The sequence below is a fragment of the Acinetobacter sp. PC34 genome (genome assembly GCF_051789135.1).
Lineage (GTDB): Bacteria > Pseudomonadota > Gammaproteobacteria > Pseudomonadales > Moraxellaceae > Acinetobacter > Acinetobacter johnsonii.
Map to the genome: position 1 here is coordinate 2204970 of NZ_CP196664.1, position 18122 is coordinate 2223091.

At 43.2% G+C, this 18122-nt stretch carries 14 protein-coding genes and 1 pseudogene; 5 read left to right on the forward strand and 10 right to left on the reverse strand.

All coding sequences use genetic code 11. The annotated features are described in order from the left end of the window. The first annotated feature begins 124 nt into the window (after positions 1 to 124). Positions 125 to 1398, forward strand: a pseudogene (locus ACSC9N_RS10730) (MFS transporter). A gap of 66 nt (positions 1399 to 1464) precedes the next feature. On the opposite strand, the gene ACSC9N_RS10735 reads toward ACSC9N_RS10730, so the two are convergent. The 7 genes from ACSC9N_RS10735 to ACSC9N_RS10765 form a co-directional block, all read right to left on the reverse strand. Continuing rightward, positions 1465 to 2961 (reverse strand): flavin-containing monooxygenase, encoded by a 1497-nt coding sequence (locus tag ACSC9N_RS10735; protein WP_094148800.1) that lies wholly within the window; start codon positions 2959 to 2961, stop codon positions 1465 to 1467. A gap of 14 nt (positions 2962 to 2975) precedes the next feature. Further along, positions 2976 to 3815, reverse strand: coding sequence for an alpha/beta fold hydrolase (locus tag ACSC9N_RS10740; RefSeq protein ID WP_094148801.1), 840 nt, complete (start codon positions 3813 to 3815; stop codon positions 2976 to 2978). 134 nt (positions 3816 to 3949) lie between these two features. Next, on the reverse strand, positions 3950 to 5752 hold the full coding sequence (locus tag ACSC9N_RS10745; protein ID WP_131230091.1) for an acyl-CoA dehydrogenase C-terminal domain-containing protein: 1803 nt from the start codon (positions 5750 to 5752) through the stop codon (positions 3950 to 3952). Between the two features lie 209 nt (positions 5753 to 5961). Continuing rightward, positions 5962 to 6942, reverse strand: coding sequence for an NAD(P)H-dependent flavin oxidoreductase (locus ACSC9N_RS10750; RefSeq protein WP_094148803.1), 981 nt, complete (start codon positions 6940 to 6942; stop codon positions 5962 to 5964). A gap of 11 nt (positions 6943 to 6953) precedes the next feature. Continuing rightward, positions 6954 to 7742: an enoyl-CoA hydratase-related protein gene (locus ACSC9N_RS10755; protein ID WP_094148804.1), complete on the reverse strand. Its 789-nt coding sequence runs from the start codon at positions 7740 to 7742 to the stop codon at positions 6954 to 6956. Positions 7743 to 7777: 35 nt separating this feature from the next. Beyond that, the gene (locus ACSC9N_RS10760; RefSeq protein ID WP_094148805.1) at positions 7778 to 8701 is read right to left on the reverse strand and encodes a 2-hydroxyacid dehydrogenase; all 924 of its coding nucleotides are present in this window, start codon (positions 8699 to 8701) and stop codon (positions 7778 to 7780) included. Next, positions 8698 to 9453 carry a class II aldolase/adducin family protein gene (locus ACSC9N_RS10765; RefSeq protein ID WP_094148806.1) on the reverse strand — a complete coding sequence of 252 codons (756 nt, stop codon included), beginning with the start codon at positions 9451 to 9453 and terminating at the stop codon, positions 8698 to 8700. The genes ACSC9N_RS10760 and ACSC9N_RS10765 overlap by 4 nt, the downstream gene beginning before the upstream one ends. Before the next feature lie 110 nt (positions 9454 to 9563). Here ACSC9N_RS10765 and ACSC9N_RS10770 point away from each other — a divergent pair, with 110 nt between their 5' ends. Continuing rightward, a complete protein-coding gene (locus ACSC9N_RS10770; RefSeq protein ID WP_094148807.1) occupies positions 9564 to 10001 on the forward strand; it encodes a PaaI family thioesterase in 438 nt (145 codons plus the stop codon). Between the two features lie 121 nt (positions 10002 to 10122). Here the strand turns inward: ACSC9N_RS10770 and ACSC9N_RS10775 are convergent, their stop codons facing one another. The 3 genes from ACSC9N_RS10775 to ACSC9N_RS10785 are packed head-to-tail and all read right to left on the reverse strand — an operon-like array spanning position 10123 to position 13656. Then, complete coding sequence (locus tag ACSC9N_RS10775) at positions 10123 to 11334, reverse strand: 3-oxoadipyl-CoA thiolase (RefSeq protein ID WP_094148808.1); 1212 nt, start codon at positions 11332 to 11334, stop codon at positions 10123 to 10125. A gap of 25 nt (positions 11335 to 11359) precedes the next feature. After that, positions 11360 to 12880 carry a 3-hydroxyacyl-CoA dehydrogenase gene (locus tag ACSC9N_RS10780; RefSeq protein ID WP_094148809.1) on the reverse strand — a complete coding sequence of 507 codons (1521 nt, stop codon included), beginning with the start codon at positions 12878 to 12880 and terminating at the stop codon, positions 11360 to 11362. 2 nt (positions 12881 to 12882) lie between these two features. Then, positions 12883 to 13656 carry an enoyl-CoA hydratase gene (locus ACSC9N_RS10785; protein ID WP_094148810.1) on the reverse strand — a complete coding sequence of 258 codons (774 nt, stop codon included), beginning with the start codon at positions 13654 to 13656 and terminating at the stop codon, positions 12883 to 12885. 415 nt (positions 13657 to 14071) lie between these two features. On the opposite strand from ACSC9N_RS10785, the gene ACSC9N_RS10790 reads away from it, so the two are divergent. From ACSC9N_RS10790 to ACSC9N_RS10800, 3 genes are all read left to right on the forward strand, one after another. After that, positions 14072 to 15370, forward strand: a complete 1299-nt coding sequence (locus tag ACSC9N_RS10790) for an MFS transporter (RefSeq protein ID WP_094148812.1) — start codon at positions 14072 to 14074, stop codon at positions 15368 to 15370. A gap of 117 nt (positions 15371 to 15487) precedes the next feature. Then, positions 15488 to 16753 carry a DcaP family trimeric outer membrane transporter gene (locus ACSC9N_RS10795; RefSeq protein ID WP_004646966.1) on the forward strand — a complete coding sequence of 422 codons (1266 nt, stop codon included), beginning with the start codon at positions 15488 to 15490 and terminating at the stop codon, positions 16751 to 16753. A 17-nt stretch (positions 16754 to 16770) separates the two neighbouring features. Beyond that, positions 16771 to 17970, forward strand: a complete 1200-nt coding sequence (locus ACSC9N_RS10800; RefSeq protein WP_094148818.1) for an MFS transporter — start codon at positions 16771 to 16773, stop codon at positions 17968 to 17970. Positions 17971 to 18122 lie beyond the last annotated feature (152 nt).

Sequence of the window (18122 nt, forward strand, 5' to 3'; positions counted from 1 at the left end):
GAAGATATTTTATCAATTAATAATAAAAATTTTCATATAGCAAAACTATAAATCAGTATAAGCAATAAAAGAATGAGAATTCATTCTTATAAAACAACAATGTAACAAGAAAAGGATGTCTATGATGACGTACGAAACTTCGGTGATAGAAGCTGAACGAATCAAAGTTCAGCCTAAAAAAATATGGATTACTGCGTTTATTCTATGTTTTCTTATCTTACTCGCAGACGGTGTGGATCTGGCTTTTTTGGCCTATAGCCTTACCAGTATCAAAGCTGAATTTAATTTAACCACCGTTCAGGCAGGTGCTCTAGGCAGTTGGAGTTTAGTCGGCGGGGTGATAGGTGGCTTAATTGGCGGATGGGCTTGTGACCGTTTTGGTCGGGTGAAAGTCATTGTATTTTATATGATTCTAGCCTCTAGCTTGTCCTGTACTTTAGGCTTTGTAGAATCTTATCATCAGTTTTTAATTATCCGTAGTATTGCTGCAATAGGACTGGGTTCCTTATATATTGCCTGTAATACCTTAATGTCAGAATATGTTCCAACAAAATATCGGACTACCGTTCTTGCGGCTCTTATGACTGGTTTTACTCTGGGATCATTATGCGCAACATTGCTCGCTGGCTGGATTATTCCTGAGCATGGCTGGCGTATGCTGTACTGGATTACCATTTTCCCGATCGTTCTCGCTTTCCTGCTTTATTTTCTTGTTCCGGAGCCGGATTCTTGGTTACGTACACGTGAATTAAAACGTCAGCAAGCAAACAGTAAGATCAAAGTAAAAAACAGAACCCCTATACAGTCATTCTTAAAGATAAAAATCACCGCTGGATGTTTTTACTCTGGATTTTAAGCGCAGGTGCCCTGCAATTTGGCTATGCCGGTTTAAGTAACTGGTTACCTGCCTATCTGGAATCAGATCTGGGAATCAGCTTTAAGGCCATGACGGGTTATATGGTCGGCACCTTTATGATTATGATTTTTGCCAAGGTGGTTGCAGGTATTCTGGCAGATCGGTTCGGACGCCGTGCCTTATTTGCTTTTGGAACCATGGGAACTGCGCTGTTTCTCCCGATCGTGATTTATTTTAATACGCCGACCAATATCTTGTACCTGATGTTAATGTTTGGTTTTCTGTATGGTATGCCTTTTGCCATTAACGCAACTTATATGACTGAAAGCTTCCCGACTTCGATCCGTGGTACGGCAGTAGGCGGTGCATTCAATATAGGACGTATCGGGGCTGTATTTGCGCCACTCACCATTGGTTATTTCGCCCATGGGGGATCAATTGGAACAGGGCTACTGGTGATGGCAGGTGCCTATTTTATTTGTGGTCTAATTCCTGCACTATTCATCCGTGACCGTTTATATGATCCGCAAAAAGCAGATTAATCGTTAAAATTATTTTATAAAAAACCAGTCATATAGACTGGTTTTTTATTGTAGAAGATTTACAAATCAGATTACTTTTCTTTGAGCGTTTGCGATGTATTCATAATGGTAACCACTACGAATAAAATGCTGGTTTTTATCTCTAAATGAGTGTGCATAATCCGGCCAGACCAAAGTCAATTTGCGACTTACCGGGTCCAGGTACCAGCTTTTACAGCTTTCTGACAACCAGACGCTGCCTTGAGACAGTTGCTGTAGCTCCTGCATATAGCTATTTTCTGCTTCCTGATCTGCTTCGAAAATCTGAATTTTTTCCTGTCTAAAAAACTGTAAGGCATCTAAGATCAGATCAAATTGGGTTTCTAGGAAATAAAGTGCTGAATTATGCCCACTTCCTGTATTTGGCCCATTCAGAATAAATAGATTTGGAAAATTATGCACAGTTGTAGACTGATAACCCTGCATACCGCTGGACCATTGCTGTTCTAGGCTTAAACCATGTTTACCAACGACCTTTGCAGCATAAGGTGGACGTGCCGCTTCAAATCCGGTGGCAAATACGATGATATCTGCTGAAAATTGATGTCCTGCCTGACTCATCACGCCATCTTTGGTTACTTGTGCTAATGCTGAGTCTTCAAGCATGACATTCGGTTTTAAAAAAGTCGGATAATAATCGTTGGACAGCAATAAACGCTTACAGCCCGGCTCATAATTCGGCGTCAATTTACGCTGTAATTCAGGATCTGAAATCTGGTGTTTTAAGAATTGCAGGCAGTTTTTCTTGACCCGCTCAATCTGACTTTTCATATTGCGGCGCTGAGCAAAATTATATTCATTGCCCCAGAACAAGGTATGCCTTAAGTCCGACATACTGTCCGGATCTTTTCGGAAGAGCTGCTTTTCTGAATCAGAATAAGGTCGATCTGGTCGCGGCAAAATATAAGGTGCACTGCGTTGCAATACGGTCAGGCTTTTGGCTGTTTTAGCAATTTCAGGCACAAGCTGGATGGCGGAAGCGCCTGAACCGACTACAACGACACGCTGATTTTCCAGATTTACTTCGTGGTTCCAACGTGCAGAATGCATCACCTGACCTTGGAATTCTTCCAGACCCGGAATTTGTGGTAGATGTTCATCTGCCAGATGCCCGGTTGCTGTAATTAGAAATTCCGCTTCATAAAGACCTTTAGAGGTCTGAATTTCCCAAATACGTTCTTCGGCATTCCAACGGGCTTTTTCCAGTTGGGTATGAAAATCAATATGTGGCCGGATATCTTCTCGATCGCAACATTGAATTAAATAACGCTGAATTTCTGCCCCTTGTGGAAAGACACGTGACCAGTTGGGATTTTTGATAAAAGAAAAAGAATATAAATGAGATGGTACATCGCAGGCGACACCGGGATAGGTATTATCACGCCATGTTCCGCCCACTTCTGCTGCACGTTCAATGATTTTAAAATCGTGAATGTCCTGCTGTTTAAGTCGGATCGCCATTCCTAATCCACCAAAACCGCTGCCCACAATTAAAATCTTGCTACGCTGTGTTTGAGCTTGCATTATTTTTCTCCCTTTTAAGGCATAGAAGGCTGGATTTTTTGATTCGCTGGATACTGTTCTGGGTGCTGGCTAAACTGATTAATCAGTTGCACGACTTCTGCAGGCGCTTCAATATGGATTGCATGTCCTGAAGAAATTTCGATATAGCGGCTATTCTGAATCGAAGCAAACAGTAATTTGGCTTGTGCTAATGGCACCATCCGGTCTTCACGGCAAGCCACGATCAAGGTCTCAGCAGAGATGTCCGACAAGATGGCAGTAATATCAACGCGATAATTCAGTTCACGCTGTTTAGCTGCATCTGGGGAAGGCTTTACAAAGCGTGCCAGATCGAGCACCTGTTGTTCGGTACGTGCAGACAGGTAATCATCGCTATACAAGCAATAATTAACAAAATGCGGCAAGGCGGCAGATTGATCATTAAATAACTGTTGCCAGATGGTGGTACGCAGCTGTTGTACCGAGCTGGTCTTTGCCCAACCTGCTAACAGGACCAAACGTGCTACGCGCTGTTTTAAACTGGCTGCCACTTGTGCAGCAATGACAGCACCTAATGAATAACCAACAACTGTAATAGCTTCATCTGCTGCAACTGCATGCTGAATCAATGCTTCGACTTGTTGGCTAAAATCGGTCACCGCCAGATCGGCTTTATCTGGGGTATTTAAATCAATTGATAAAACCCGCTGATGAATGCCCAGCATGGGAAAAATATAGCTGAAATGTTTATCGGTATTTCCACCAGTACCATGAATCAGAATAATGGTGGGAAATGTGGAGCGCTGTCCGACTTCATAATAAGTGAGTTGCATATCACCATAAGGACACTGTCGAGTAATTGTGTCTAAATCCATATAGACTCCTGATTTTATTGTTTTATAGTTAATTCAATACCGAAAATACACCTCAATATTGACTACTGTACGGGATTAAAAAAATAGTAATTTTCGAAAAAAACCCACGATTAGATAATCGTGGGTCAATAGGTTTAATCGAATTTGAACTCTTCTGGTTCAAGCAAGAACAGGCTCTCGCCACCGGCCTGAATATTGGCAATGTGGGTTGAAGTTCTTGGCAAAATACGTGCAAAGAAGAATTGTGCAGTCTTAATCTTAGCCGTATAGAATGGATCAGTATTGCCCTCTTCAATTTTCAGTTGCGCGGTAATTGCCATTTTCAGCCATAGATAAGCAGAAACCACATAACCAGAGAAATATAAGTAGTCGACTGATGCCGCACCAATTTCATTAGCAGAGTTTTGTGCCTGAGCCTGAATCGTTTTGGTTAATTCCAACCATTGCTCAGTCAACTGACTGACTTGTGCAATTTGCTGGCTAAACTGAGCATGTTGTTGGTGCTCTTTCACATAGCCCTGAATCTCATCTGTTAATGCTGTAAGCAAACCAAGTTTTGAACCCAAAACTTTACGTGCTAGCAAATCGATGGACTGAATTTCAGTAGTTCCTTCATATAGGCTGGCAATACGTGCATCACGGGCAATCTGTTCCATGCCATGTTCAGCAATATAACCGTGACCACCGAAGACCTGCATACCATGTTTAGCTGCTTCTACGCCTGTTTCGGTCATTAACGCTTTGGCAATTGGCGTTAATAATGCCAGACGATCTTCTGCTGCTTTCTTCTCTTCTGGATTGTCTGTCGCTTCAGCGATATCTGCATAGGTCGCCAAATAATATGCAAGCGCACGTGAACCTTCTGCAAATACCTTCTGAGTCAGCAACATATTACGCACAGCTGGATGCACGATAATTGGATCCGCAGGCAAGTTTGGCGCTTTTGCACCTTCAAGTGAACGCATTGCCAAACGGTCTTTGGCATAAGCCAACGCGCCTTGATAAGAAGATTCTGCTGCTGCCAGACCCTGAATGGCTGTGCCGATACGCGCAGAGTTCATAAAGGTAAACATGCAGTTCAAGCCACGGTTTTCAGGCCCAATCAGGAAGCCTTTAGCATTGTCAAAATTCAGTACACAGGTCGCATTCCCGTGAATACCCATCTTGTGTTCAATTGCGCTACACACCACGCCATTACGCGAAGCCACATTTCCAGCTTCATCCAGGTTAAATTTAGGAACAATAAATAATGAAATGCCTTTAGTACCTGCTGGTGCATCCGGTAAACGTGCTAATACGATATGCACGATATTTTCAGACAGATCATGCTCACCTGCAGAAATAAAGATTTTCTCACCGCTGATGCTATAGCTGCCATCTTCATTTGGCACCGCTTTGGTACGGATCAGACCCAGATCAGAACCGGCATGTGATTCAGTTAAACACATGGTTCCAGTCCAGCGACCCGCAATTAAAGGTACCAGGAACTTCTGTTTTTGTTCATCGCTACCGTGATGTTCCAAAGTACGCATCGCACCATGTGACAGGCCTGGATACATGCCCCAAGACCAGTTCGTAGCCGTAATAATTTCAGAAATAGCAATACGGTATAAGGTTGGGAAGCCTTGACCGCCATATTTTTCATCGCCAGTTAGTGAGGTAAAGCCAAGTTCTACATATTTGTCATAAGCAGCTTTAAAACCATCCGGTGTCGTTACGACGCCATCTTGCAAACGGCAGCCCTGCTGGTCGCCTGTCGCATTAATCGGTAGAAGTTCGTTTTGACAAAAGTCCGCAGCGACTTCCAGATATTGTTCCATAATATCCATAGAAACTTTGTCTGCGAACTTTGCATAGCCTTCGTATTTCTGTTCAACATTGAGCAGATCTTTTAGCACAAATTTCATGTCTTTTAATGGCGCAATATAGTTTCTCATTGTAATTCCCTTGTATGAGTTCTAATTCATGTATTTATGACAATTAATTTCATAATACGAAATTATGTTTTAAATTGAATATAATATAAGTCTACGGATAAAATCTAGTCATTACATAAAAAATCACATTTAAAAATTAAAATCTTTGGTATAAAAAATGCCATCCAGTTATGAACGGCATTTTTACCTAGCGACTAAATTAAAGCTAATTAACTTGGGAAAAATTGAGCCAAACGTTGATGAACAATCTGCTCTGCATCTTGCATGATATTTTCAATCAGCTCCTGACAGGTTGGAATGTCATGAATTAGCCCCATGACTTGGCCTGCCGTGAGTACGCCAGCATCTACATCGCCATTTTCTAAAGCCAGTTTGCCTTTTAGACCACTGACATAAGGTCGAATCTGTTCAAATTCCAGATTTGGATCTTCACTCATTTTAACGACTAGATCAGACACTGCATTCTTGGCAACACGGGCCGTATTTCTGAACTGTCGGTAAAGCAGATGTGTGGCTCTTTCATCATTGTCGACATAAAACTGCTTGATATTCAGGTGGATCGGCGCTTCTTGAGTGGCACAAAAGCGTGTGCCCATATTGATGCCATCTGCACCTAAAGCTAAAGCTGCGACCAATCCACGGCCATCAGCAAAACCACCACTAGCCACAATCGGTACAGTGAGTTGATCTGCTGCTGCAGGAATCAGGATCAGACCAGGAATATCATCTTCCCCTGGATGGCCCGCACATTCAAACCCATCAATCGAGATGACATCTGCACCGATTCTTTGTGCTGAAAGCGCATGACGGACCGAGGTACACTTATGAATGACAATGATGTCATGCTGTTTAAAAGCTTCAATATGTTCATGCGGCTTATTCCCTGCCGTTTCTACGATCTTGATGCCACTTTCAATAATGGCCTGTCGATATTCTGCATACGGTGGTGGATTTACAGCGGGCAGTAAAGTCAAATTGACCGCAAAAGGCTGATCGGTCATTTCACGACAACGTGCAATTTCTTTGACTAGTGCTTCTGGGGTTGGTTGAGTCAGTGCAGTCAATGTTCCCAAACCACCTGCATTTGAGACTGCACTGACCATTTCCGCAGTGCCCACCCACATCATGCCACCTTGAATAATCGGATAGCGAACCCCTAAAAGCTCGGTAATACGAGTTTGAATTTTCATGAAAGCTCTCCTTAGCGTCCGGTAAATTGTGCAGGGCGTTTTTCGACAAAAGCCTGTACACCTTCTTTATAGTCTTGGCTACTCAGGGCCAGGTATTGCAGATTTTGTTCCAGCTCTAATTGTTGATTCATGCTATTTTCAGCGCTACGTTGCAGCGCCTGTTTGGTTAAAGCCAGTGCATAGGTCGGCTGTAGTGCCAGTCGCTGTGCAATGTCATCGATATAAGCTTCAAATTCTGAATCCAGAACCATTTTCCAGATCATACCCATTTCAGCTGCTTCTTTGGCATTTACAGGCTCACCCAGAAAAGTCAGTGCCATGGCGCGTGCATAGCCGATTAAACGCGGTAACATCCAGGTACCACCAGCATCAGGAATCAATCCAATTTTAGAAAAGGCTTGAATAAATTTGGCACTTTCCTTGGCAATAACCAGATCACAGGCTAATGCGATATTGGCACCAGCACCCGCAGCCACACCATTTACTGCAGCAATCACAGGCTTGGGACTTTGGCGGATAAGATTAATCAACGGATTATAATATTTGGCCAGCGAGCCTTCGGGAGGTAAAGGCACATTACCCAGCTGTCCGGCACGTTCTTTTAAATCCTGCCCGGCTGAAAACGCCCGGCCATTGCCGCGAATGACAATCACCCGAATATCCGGATCTGTATTCCAGCTTTTAAGTGCCTGCTGTACTTCCTCATGCATTTGCCGGTTAAAACTGTTGAGTGAATCTGGCCGGTTAAAGCTTAAAGTCGCAACGCCTTGCTGGACTTGGGTTTGAATCATATCCCACATCATCAATTTCCTTATTTTTTCCTGTATCCCTACAATTAATAGCCTTTATTGACATCCACCTGATGACACAAATCCAAGCCTTGGTTTAAACGAAGATCATTTTCCAAAATTTGTTCAACTACCACAGACATTGGTGCATGTGAGGCCACATGTGGTGTCACCACAATTTTTTCGTGCTGCCAGAATGGATGTTCAGCAGGTAATGGTTCTTGCTCAAACACATCGACAATTGCACCACGTAGATGACCTGAATCCAGCGCATTCAATAAATCCTGTTCGATTAAGTGCTGGCCTCGCCCGACATGAATTAAAGCCGCCTGTTCAGGCAGTTGCTGAAATAATTCAGCAGAAAGAATGCCAGTATTATCTTCAGTGAGTGGCAGCAGATTAATCAGAATCTGGCTTTGGGCAAGGAACTCAGAAAGTTGTTCTGTACCTACATAACTTTTGACCTGATCAATATCTTTTGGGGAATTCGACCAGCCTGACACTTGATAGCCCATTTCTGCGAAACGTTCTGCTACGTATCCGCCCATATGCCCCAGTCCCATAATCCCGATCTGGATATGATGGCTATAACTTTGGCGATACTGCTTCCACAGCTGCTGCTTTTGTTGCTGGATCATGCTGTCAAAATAACGCTGAAAATACAGTACACCCCAAAGCAGATAATCAAACATGCCCTTTTGATGGTGTGGATCGAGTACCCGGCAAACTGATTGATCTGGGCGTATAGCATTTAAGTTTAAATGTTCGACCCCTGCAGCAATCGAGTGAATCAGACCGAGTTTCGGGAGCTGTTGTAATTTTTCCATATCTGGAAACCAGGCAGCAACTGTGGTTGCCTGCTCTACTTCTGGGCTGTCTAGCGTACAGAAACTGCCTGCAGGTGCATATTTTTGAAAAGCCTTCACCAGAATTGCTTCAATATTAGGAATAGTACTAGAAATTACAATCATGATGCATACTCCGTATATTGATGCTCAATCAGGGATAAAGCGGCCTGCCAGGCACGCTGTAAAATCGGTTCAATTAAAGGACTTGCGAACTGCTTGGCTGTTTTAATTCGTACTCCTTCATTTGGATAATGCAATTCTGCACCGCCACTTAAGGCCTTGACCTGTGCCTGACAGGCGCGTTCCAGGAAATAGATTTCATGAAAGGCTCGTGCAATCGTTTCCCCAGCCGTTAATAGCCCATGATTACGTAAAATCATGGCACGATGGCCGCCTAAGTCCTGAATCAGACGCTCCTGTTCATCTGTTGAGAGCGCAACGCCTTCATATTCGTGATAAGCCACATGCTGATAAAATTTCATGGCATGCTGGGAGATTGGGAGAAGTCCGTGTTTCTGTGCAGATACTGCAATCCCATCTGCGGTATGCGTATGAATGACACAGTTCAGATGAGGATGGGCTTCATGAATTGCAGAGTGAATTACGAAACCCGCCATATTCACCGGTTTGTGCTGCTCATAGCTTTCTACCACTTGCCCTTCATGATTAATCTTGACTAGCGTTGAGGCGCGCATTTTTTCGAAAGCGACACCATATTGATTAATCAGAAAGCAGTCTGGCTGATCAGGAATCCTTAAACTGATATGCGTATCAATCAGATCCGTCATCCGATAATGCGCAATAATGCGATAAAGCGCTGCGAGCTCACAGCGTGCCTGCCATTCAGCATCTGTGACGAGATTTTTTATTGTCATCATTCTATCCTGGAAAAATATAGCATTTCGATCACTATCTGTTATATCATAATTTTAGAAAAACAGAATATTATTTCATAAAGCGAAATATTTCATTAGAGGGAATCTATATGACCACAGCACAAATGAATGGACTTGAATATCTAACTGCAATTAAAAATGGTGAATTACCCGGCTCAGCAATGGGACAATTGATTCCTATGAAACTCAATGTTGTCCGGGAAAACTATGTGGAATATGAAGTTTATCCAGATCAGCGCCATTTCAATTTGCAAGGTGGTATTCATGGTGGATTCTGCGCCACCGTTCTGGACAGCGTTACAGGTGCGGCAGTACATACCACAGTAGAGGCTGGCGTCAGTTTTTCGACCATTGACCTGAATGTCAAAATGTTGAAAGCCATGAAAAATGGCGAAACCTATACAGCCATTGGTGAAGTGATCCGGACCGGACGCACTGTGCTGACTTCAGAAGGACGAATCGTCGACAAAGACAGTAAAATTTATGCCTTTGGTTCAGCAACTTTATTGGTCACTGGCCGAAAATGATCCTTACGCTGATTCAATTAATCCCTGCGATATGCAGGGATTTTTATTTCTATATAAGTAGTCCAATAAAAAATGCCATGTATATCATCTATACATGGCATTAATACGATGACTAAAGCTGTTATGCAGCTTCAGGGTTTTCGATGACCATCGCCAAGCCTTGACCTAAACCGATACATAAACTGATCACGGCATATTTTTTACCAGTACGCTGTAATTGACGCGCAACGGTCAAAGCCAAACGCGCACCTGAACAGCCCAATGGATGGCCAATCGCAATTCCACCACCATTTGGATTAACACGTGGATCATCAAGAGCCACATCCAGACCTTTCAGGCAAGACAATACCTGGCTGGCAAATGCTTCATTGATCTCAATAATATCCATATCATCCAAAGTTAAGCCGGCGCGTTTTACCGCCTTTTTAATCGCTTCAATTGGACCCGCACCCATGATGCGAGGCTCAATGCCTGCGGCTGCAGAAGACAGAATACGTGCTAAAGGTTTTAAACCATATTGTTCCTGAACTTTTTCACTGCCGATAATCAGTGCCGCAGCACCGTCATTGATACCTGATGCATTACCCGCAGTCACCACGCCACCTTCAAAAAGTGGTTTTAGTTTGGATAATGCTTCAAATGTTGAAGATGGACGTGGATGTTCATCTTCAGTCACTAATTTAGGCGGTAATTTACGCCCTTGTGAAACTTCAATCGGGGTAATTTCACCTTCAAAGAAACCCGCTTCTTTTGCAGCTTGATATTTCGCTTGTGATGCAGCAGCAAAAGTATCTGCTTGTTCACGAGTAATACCAAACTCTTCAGCGACATTATCACCTGTTTCAGGCATGCTGTGCGCACCAAACTGCTCGGTGAATTTACGGTTTGGGAAACGTGTACCGATCGTGGTGTCATAGATTTTTGCATCACGTGAATACGCACTTTCAGCTTTACCCATTACAAATGGTGCACGCGTCATACTTTCTACACCACCGGCAATATACAGCTCGCCTTCACCAGCGGTGATTGCACGTGCTGAATCGATCACAGCACCCAAGCCTGAAGCACAGAGACGATTCACCGTTTGGCCTGGAACTGTCACTGGCATACCTGCTAAAAGTGCAGCAAAACGAGCTACGTTTCGGCTGTCTTCACCGGCTTGGTTAGTACTACCAAAAATCACATCTTCTACATCTGCTGCCGGAATGCCGGTTTTTTCTAACAGATTTTTAATTACTGTTGCTGCTAAGTCATCTGGACGTACGCTTGCCAAACTTCCTGCATGGCGACCGATTGGTGAACGTAAACCATCGTAGATATATGCGTTTAACATGAGTGTTATTCCTTTAACTTTTTAATTAATGTGTAGTATGAACAAGAGGTAGACCAAGCTGAACGCGGCGGCGCAGCCAAGGACTTGGACGGTAGCGCGGGTCACGGGTAATTGCGGTCATGCGGTCTAGAGTTTTCAGGATTTTTTCAGCGCCTAGTACATCGCCCCATTCAATTGGACCATATGGATAACCAAGGCCTAATTTCACTGCGATATTGATGTCTTCTACTGTTGCAATACCTTGCTGGGCAATATCACAACCAAGATTCACAATCATCGCTAAAGCACGTTGAGCTACAAAACCAACACTTTCCTGGATTGTGCTCGCACTCACACCATCTAGATTAAAAATGGATTGCGCTGCATTTACTAGTTCAGGTTTAGTGACAAAAGTTGGCATTAAAGTACGGTGTTTATTCAGACCATAAAGCAGATCGATACATACCACTTGCTGAGGCGCCACCTGATAACGAACTGCCGCTGAAGTTGCATCTTCACCATAGGTCGCAATCAGAATCAAAGCTTCTGCAGAAGGCACCTCACCTTGCTCGATCTGGATATTGAACTGTTGCAGATATTGCTTAAGTGCCTGATGGTCTTCGCTGTATTCTGTTCCCAGCCACACTGATGGATATTGCTCTAGCTTTTCAGCCAGTGTTGGAGCCACATCACCCTGCTTACTACCCGAGGTGTAATCATAAAAACCTTTACCAGTTTTACGGCCGAGTTGCTTGGCAATAAAGCGCTGGCGGGTAATCACGCTTGGACGGTAACGTGCTTCTTCATAGTACTGTTTATAAATCGATTCACTTACCGGATGTGACACATCCATACCGGTCAGATCGCCTAGTTCGAACGGCCCCATCTTGAAACCGATACCGTCACGGTAGATTCGGTCAATATCATAAAATGGCGTGACATTTTCATTCAGAATTGCATAGGCTTCGCTACCAAAGGCACGGCCAGCATGATTAATGATAAATCCTGGAGTATCTTTGGCTTTTACTGGACGATGTCCCATCTTGACTGAAAGCTGGGTCAAAGCATCAACAATATCGGCACGTGTATTAAAGCCTTCAATCACTTCCACCACTTTCATTAACGGTACCGGGTTAAAGAAGTGATAACCTGCGATACGTTGTGGCTGATTACAATTGGCAGCAATCGCACTGATCGACAATGAAGATGTGTTTGATGCCAGAATCGCTTCTGGTTTTACAAGTCCTTCCAGCTGTTGCATCAGTTTTTGTTTGATTTCCAGATTTTCAATAATCGCTTCTACAATTAAATCGCAATCCTTCAGATCTTCTATTTGCTGGGCAATTGACAGATGAGCGATATCTTCAGCGGCTTTTTCATGACTGAATTTACCTTTGTCAGCCAAAGTATTTAATGTTTTAGCCAGTTTTTCCTGCGCCTGTTCAGCAGCGCCAGCTTTGGCGTCAAACAGCACCACTTCATGTCCAGACTGAATAGCGATCTGAGCAATGCCCGCGCCCATAGTCCCTACGCCAATAACACCGATTTTCTGAATTTTAATGCTCATGCTTATCGTCCCTGATAACTTGGTTTACGTTTTTCAATAAAGGCTTGCATGCCTTCTTTTTGATCTTCTGAAGAGAACAGCATCTGGAAAGATTTTCGCTCTAGAGCAAGTCCAGCATTCAGTGGCACATCTTCAGCCAGTAACGCTACTTCCTTGATTTGTTCGAGCGCGATTGGCGGTAATTTTGCCAAGCCCTCAGCCATCTTGATTGCTGTTGCAAGGGTTTCACTGTCTTCGGTCACCTGAGACACCAAACCGATTTGATAGGCCTCAGGTGCGGGCACTAAACACCCAGTCATGATAATTCGCATGGCATGGAATTTACCTACAGCACGAAATAGACGCTGTGTTCCACCCGCACCTGGCATCACCCCTACTTTGACTTCAGGTTGACCGAACTGGGCACTTTTCCCGGCAATGATGATGTCAGCATGCATCGCCAGTTCACATCCACCACCAAGTGCATAGCCGTTTACAGCTGCAATGACTGGTTTTGAACATTGCGCAATAGCTTGCCAATACTTTTCTGTGCGTCGTTGCATCATCTGAATAGTTTGGGCATTTGATAGCTCTTTAAGATCAGCACCCGCTGCAAAATCTGTTTCACCACCGGTAAGAATAATGGCACGAACATTTTCATCGTCATTCAGTTGCAAAAAAGCCGCCGCAAGTTTCTGGCGAACTTCTGTATTCAGGGCATTTTTCGCTTCTGGTCGATGAATTTTAACCATCGCTACATGTGCTGAAACTTGTTCTACTTGAACTACCTGTTCCATTAAAATCTCCATTTATTTTGTATAGCGAAATTTTATTTTATATAAAACTAAGGTTTCTCAAGCTATAAATCAAGGATTTTTAACTCCAGAATGCAAAAAAGTTATTTTTTACTAAAAATAGAGTAAAAACTCTTGTTCATCTGGTTGTTTTATGATTAATTGATTTCGCAATACGGAATTAAGTATTTTAAAGGCAGAACTTAAAATTAATTTACGAAATCAAATTTTCCAGCAATGAGATGATTTTGATTTAGCGTAAAGCGTGAAAAATCGAATGTAGCCTGATAAAAAATGCAGCGGCTGTTGTGTGCAGAGCGAGTCTGTTAAATCAGGAAAACTATGTTTCCGTGAGGAAGAAAAATGGATTTAGCGGTAGCAGAGGAAATGCTACTTTGAATATATAGAGGATATAAGAATGACAAGCGATACCATCGTAACAGGAGACAATAAAACCGATGTCTCCTCCACGGATACCATTAAACAGGCACCAAAACGTCTTTGGATGACGGCTTTTGTCTTTGCTTTTCTGATTTTGCTCTGTGACGGTGCAGATATCGGGATTCTGGCTTTCAGTCTGACCAGTCTGAAAGCTGAATGGGGCCTGACTTCTGTACAGGCGGGTGCCTTGGGAAGTTATTCTCTTTTAGGTATGGGGATCGGAGGCTTTATTGGTGGATGGGCATGCGACAAATTTGGACGTGTCCGTGTCATTGTACTGGCCACCATCGCCTTCTCGATCTTATCCGCCTACTCAGGTTTTGCACAGTCTTATACTGAATTTGCAATTTTACGTACTCTTTCTTGCTTGGGTTTAGGCTGTTTATATATTGCCTGTAATACTCTGATGTCAGAATACGTACCGACCAAATACCGTACTACTGTACTGGCAACATTGATGACTGGTTTCACTTTAGGTTCATTGGTGATTACCATGATTTCAGGCTGGATTATTCCTGAGTTCGGCTGGCGTATGCTGTACTGGATCACAATTGCTCCATTAGCTTTGGGTATCCTGATGCACTTTATGGTGCCAGAGCCAGAATCATGGAAACGTGTCCGTGAAATGAAAAGAACTGGTCAGATTGTGGATAACGATACCAAAAAAGGTAATCCATACATCACCATTCTTAAAGATAAAACTCATGGCAAGATGTTCATCTTGTGGTCTTTCAGCTCCGGTTTCCTGTTATTTGGTTACTTCGGTGTAAGTAACTGGTTGCCAAGTTATCTTGAAGCTGAATTAGGCATTAAGTTTAAAGAAATGGCACTGTATATGGTGGGTACATTCATCACCATGATTTTTGCCAAAATCATTGCAGGTTATGTTGCTGATAAAATTGGTCGCCGTATTGTGTTTGCTTTCGGCACCATGGGAACAGCGCTATTTATCCCTGTCGTGGTGTATATGCATAATGCCGATAACATTGGCGTACTGATGCTAATCTTCGGCTTCCTGTACGGTATTCCATATGCCATCAATGCAACCTATCTAACCGAAAGTTTCCCGACTGGTGTTCGTGGTACAGCGGTGGGCGGTGCATTCAATATTGGTCGTATCGGTGCAATCTTTGCGCCAATTACGATTGGTTATCTGGCGATGCATGATTCGATCGGTACAGGTCTGTTGGTAATGGGTGCAGCATATTTCCTATGCGGTTTGATTCCTGCCCTGTTTATTAAAGACCGTTTATACGATCCGCAAAAAGCAGAATAAACCCTACTTCGGAAGGCAGGTCAAATCGCTGCCTTCCTCACTTCAAATATTTACAACACGTCAGTATAGAAAGGTCTCCTATCATTCAGGATTAAAAATTTCTTTAGGGATTAAGAAATGAAAAAATTAGTTTTAGCGACATTATGTGGTATTGCTTCAGCACAGGCATTTTCAGCAGAAGCTTCTGAAGACCGTATGCAATTTCTTGAGTCACAGTTAAAGCAAATCCAGGCAGAACTAGAACAACAAAAAGCCGCGCAACTTGCATTAAAGAACCAGCAGGAACAAGCCAAAGCGCAAGACTCTAAAACGCTGAGTTCAATGGTAGATAATGTCGATGTTTATGGCTTGATCCGCTTTGATGGTGCAGTCGATTTCAAAAGTACTACTGAAGCCCGTGGCCGTACCATTAACCAGATTAATAAAGTACCTTTTACTGAACCGGATTCTGTACGTTCCGATTTTACTGCGGCTGCCAGCCGGATTGGTTTCCTGGCCAAAGATCTAGGAGGCAATCCGAATGTTTCTGCTCGTTTAGAAGCCGACTTCTGGACCAACAATGGTAAAGGCGATGGTGGATTACGTATCCGTCATGCACACTTAAAATACTATAACTGGACGTTTGGTCAGGCCTGGTCATTGATGTCAACACCAGAGATTAGCACTGAAGCTGTCGACTACAGCTTGTTCCTGGGTGGATCAGTCTTACGTACACCTCAGGTGAGCTATGCTTTCAAACTTGATCCGGAAAATACCTGGAATGTCGGTCTGGAGTACATGGCCGGTGGCGATCGTTCTTCTGCCTTACCTGCCTTAAGCACTAAATATGTTCATCAATCAGGCCCTCTTCATTTATTAGCTCAAGGCTTTGTCAATCAAAAGCAAGCGCAAACAGATACAGGTGATATTGAAAAAGTTGGCTGGGGTGTGGGCGTTGGTGGACGTTACCGTTTAGATGATCAAAACTCAATTCAGGGGAACTATTTCCATATGGTCGGTGATCAGCGTATTGCAGCTTTCTTGACTCAAGGTTCAACAACCGATGGTGCTGCCTGGGGTGGCGATTATTCAGTCGATCCAATCAATAATGAACTTTTATTGAATGAGTTCAATAGTATAAATATTGGCTTCACGCATAAATTTACGCCGAAACTACGTAGTAGTATTAATGCCAGCGTGGTTGATTTTGATGATTCTAGCGATTATGCCAAAGCCAATCCGGAAACCAATAAGCGCTTAACCGACTATGTGGCTAACGTGATCTATTCTCCTGTTCCAAAGATTAATTTGGGTGCAGAATATCATCATGGCAAGCGTGAAACCTTTGACAATAAGGAAGCAGATATTTCGCGTATCAACCTCTCTGCCAACTATAGTTTTTAAAGCCTCAGGAGACAAGGATGTCAGCCCAAGGGCAAATTTCACGCCGTTTCATGTTCATGATGGCAATGACCTGCGCACTCTGCGCAGGTTGTAACTATTTTAACCAGCCCTTGATTTATTCTATTGCAGAGGATCTGCAGATCAGTGTGGCTCAGTCTGGCTGGACTGTAGTACTGACCCAGATTGGCTATGCCACCGGATTATTTTTGTTTGTCCCTCTAGGCGACTTATTTGAAAAACGCCTCTACATTTGTAGCTTGATGCTGTGTACTGGTCTGGCGCTGATCGGACTTTCTGCGAGTACCAATCTGCATATGCTGTACGGCTTTACCCTACTCGCTTCTTTCTGTTCGATTACCACTCAGATTCTAATTCCCTTTGCCGCAAACCTGTCGCAGCGTGAAAAAAGTGCCGAAGTCGTTGGCCTGCTTATGAGTGGTGTACTGGTTGGGATTCTTTTTGCACGTACCATCTCCGGATTGATTTCCACCTTATGGTCTTGGCATGCGGTATACCTGTTTAGTGGCTGTTCTATTCTATTGCTCAGTATCGCAATGTGGTTCCATTTACCAAAAGCTAAAAGCCAATTACAGATGAGTATGATGCAAATTTATGGCTCATTATTTACCTTTGCCAAGACGGAACCTATGCTTATCCGTCGTAGCATAATCGGCGGCTTGGGCTTTGGGATGCTGAGTATTATTTTTACCACCATGACTTTTGTTCTGGCAGAAGCACCCTATTATTTTAATGATTTCCAGATTGGCTTGATGGGGATTGTCGGTGTTGTCGGCATCTGGTCATCCCAATGGACGGGGAAAATGATTGGCCGGCATCGGGAAAAATGGATTGCACACTTGGCCACATGTGGACTGATTCTGGCCTGGATTCCCTTGTTCTTTGCCCAGAGCTACTTATGGATTTATATTATGGGCTTAATTCTGGCTTATTTCGGAATTTCCTGTTTGCATGTCTTGAACCAGAATCTGGTCTATCGAATCTCGGTAAAAGCGCGTTCACGAATTAATGCCATTTATATGACCTGTTATTTTTCAGGTGCTGGGATTGGTGCATTTCTATCACTCAACCTATGGAAAATGTATGGTTGGTCAGCCTGCGTTGCATTAGGCTTTGTTTTTGCCTTGCTGATCTTTAGTATTAACCGCTATGACCTAAGCCGCAAACGCAATCTGGTCGATATCCAGCCTTCGTCCTAATTAAAATAAATTTAAATACTGTGGACTCATAGAATATTAGTTTGAATTCACAGTATTACACCTTAATTGTGTGCCTTCATTTATAATTCTATGCTGGAAGATGAAAGACCCAATTTTCTAACATTAGATTTATCTCCTGCCAGCATCCTCTT

What these genes read in the sequence shown, in the direction of transcription:
- ACSC9N_RS10780 (WP_094148809.1), bottom strand. Translation starts at nt 12,880, where the DNA reads ATGAGCATTAAAATTCAGAAAATCGGTGTTATTGGCGTAGGGACTATG.
- ACSC9N_RS10740 (WP_094148801.1), bottom strand. Translation starts at nt 3,815, where the DNA reads ATGGATTTAGACACAATTACTCGACAGTGTCCTTATGGTGATATGCAA.
- ACSC9N_RS10775 (WP_094148808.1), bottom strand. Translation starts at nt 11,334, where the DNA reads ATGTTAAACGCATATATCTACGATGGTTTACGTTCACCAATCGGTCGC.
- ACSC9N_RS10765 (WP_094148806.1), bottom strand. Translation starts at nt 9,453, where the DNA reads ATGACAATAAAAAATCTCGTCACAGATGCTGAATGGCAGGCACGCTGT.
- ACSC9N_RS10735 (WP_094148800.1), bottom strand. Translation starts at nt 2,961, where the DNA reads ATGCAAGCTCAAACACAGCGTAGCAAGATTTTAATTGTGGGCAGCGGT.
- ACSC9N_RS10750 (WP_094148803.1), bottom strand. Translation starts at nt 6,942, where the DNA reads ATGAAAATTCAAACTCGTATTACCGAGCTTTTAGGGGTTCGCTATCCG.
- ACSC9N_RS10770 (WP_094148807.1), top strand. Translation starts at nt 9,564, where the DNA reads ATGACCACAGCACAAATGAATGGACTTGAATATCTAACTGCAATTAAA.
- ACSC9N_RS10745 (WP_131230091.1), bottom strand. Translation starts at nt 5,752, where the DNA reads ATGAGAAACTATATTGCGCCATTAAAAGACATGAAATTTGTGCTAAAA.
- ACSC9N_RS10790 (WP_094148812.1), top strand. Translation starts at nt 14,072, where the DNA reads ATGACAAGCGATACCATCGTAACAGGAGACAATAAAACCGATGTCTCC.
- ACSC9N_RS10755 (WP_094148804.1), bottom strand. Translation starts at nt 7,742, where the DNA reads ATGTGGGATATGATTCAAACCCAAGTCCAGCAAGGCGTTGCGACTTTA.
- ACSC9N_RS10800 (WP_094148818.1), top strand. Translation starts at nt 16,771, where the DNA reads ATGTCAGCCCAAGGGCAAATTTCACGCCGTTTCATGTTCATGATGGCA.
- ACSC9N_RS10785 (WP_094148810.1), bottom strand. Translation starts at nt 13,656, where the DNA reads ATGGAACAGGTAGTTCAAGTAGAACAAGTTTCAGCACATGTAGCGATG.
- ACSC9N_RS10795 (WP_004646966.1), top strand. Translation starts at nt 15,488, where the DNA reads ATGAAAAAATTAGTTTTAGCGACATTATGTGGTATTGCTTCAGCACAG.
- ACSC9N_RS10760 (WP_094148805.1), bottom strand. Translation starts at nt 8,701, where the DNA reads ATGATTGTAATTTCTAGTACTATTCCTAATATTGAAGCAATTCTGGTG.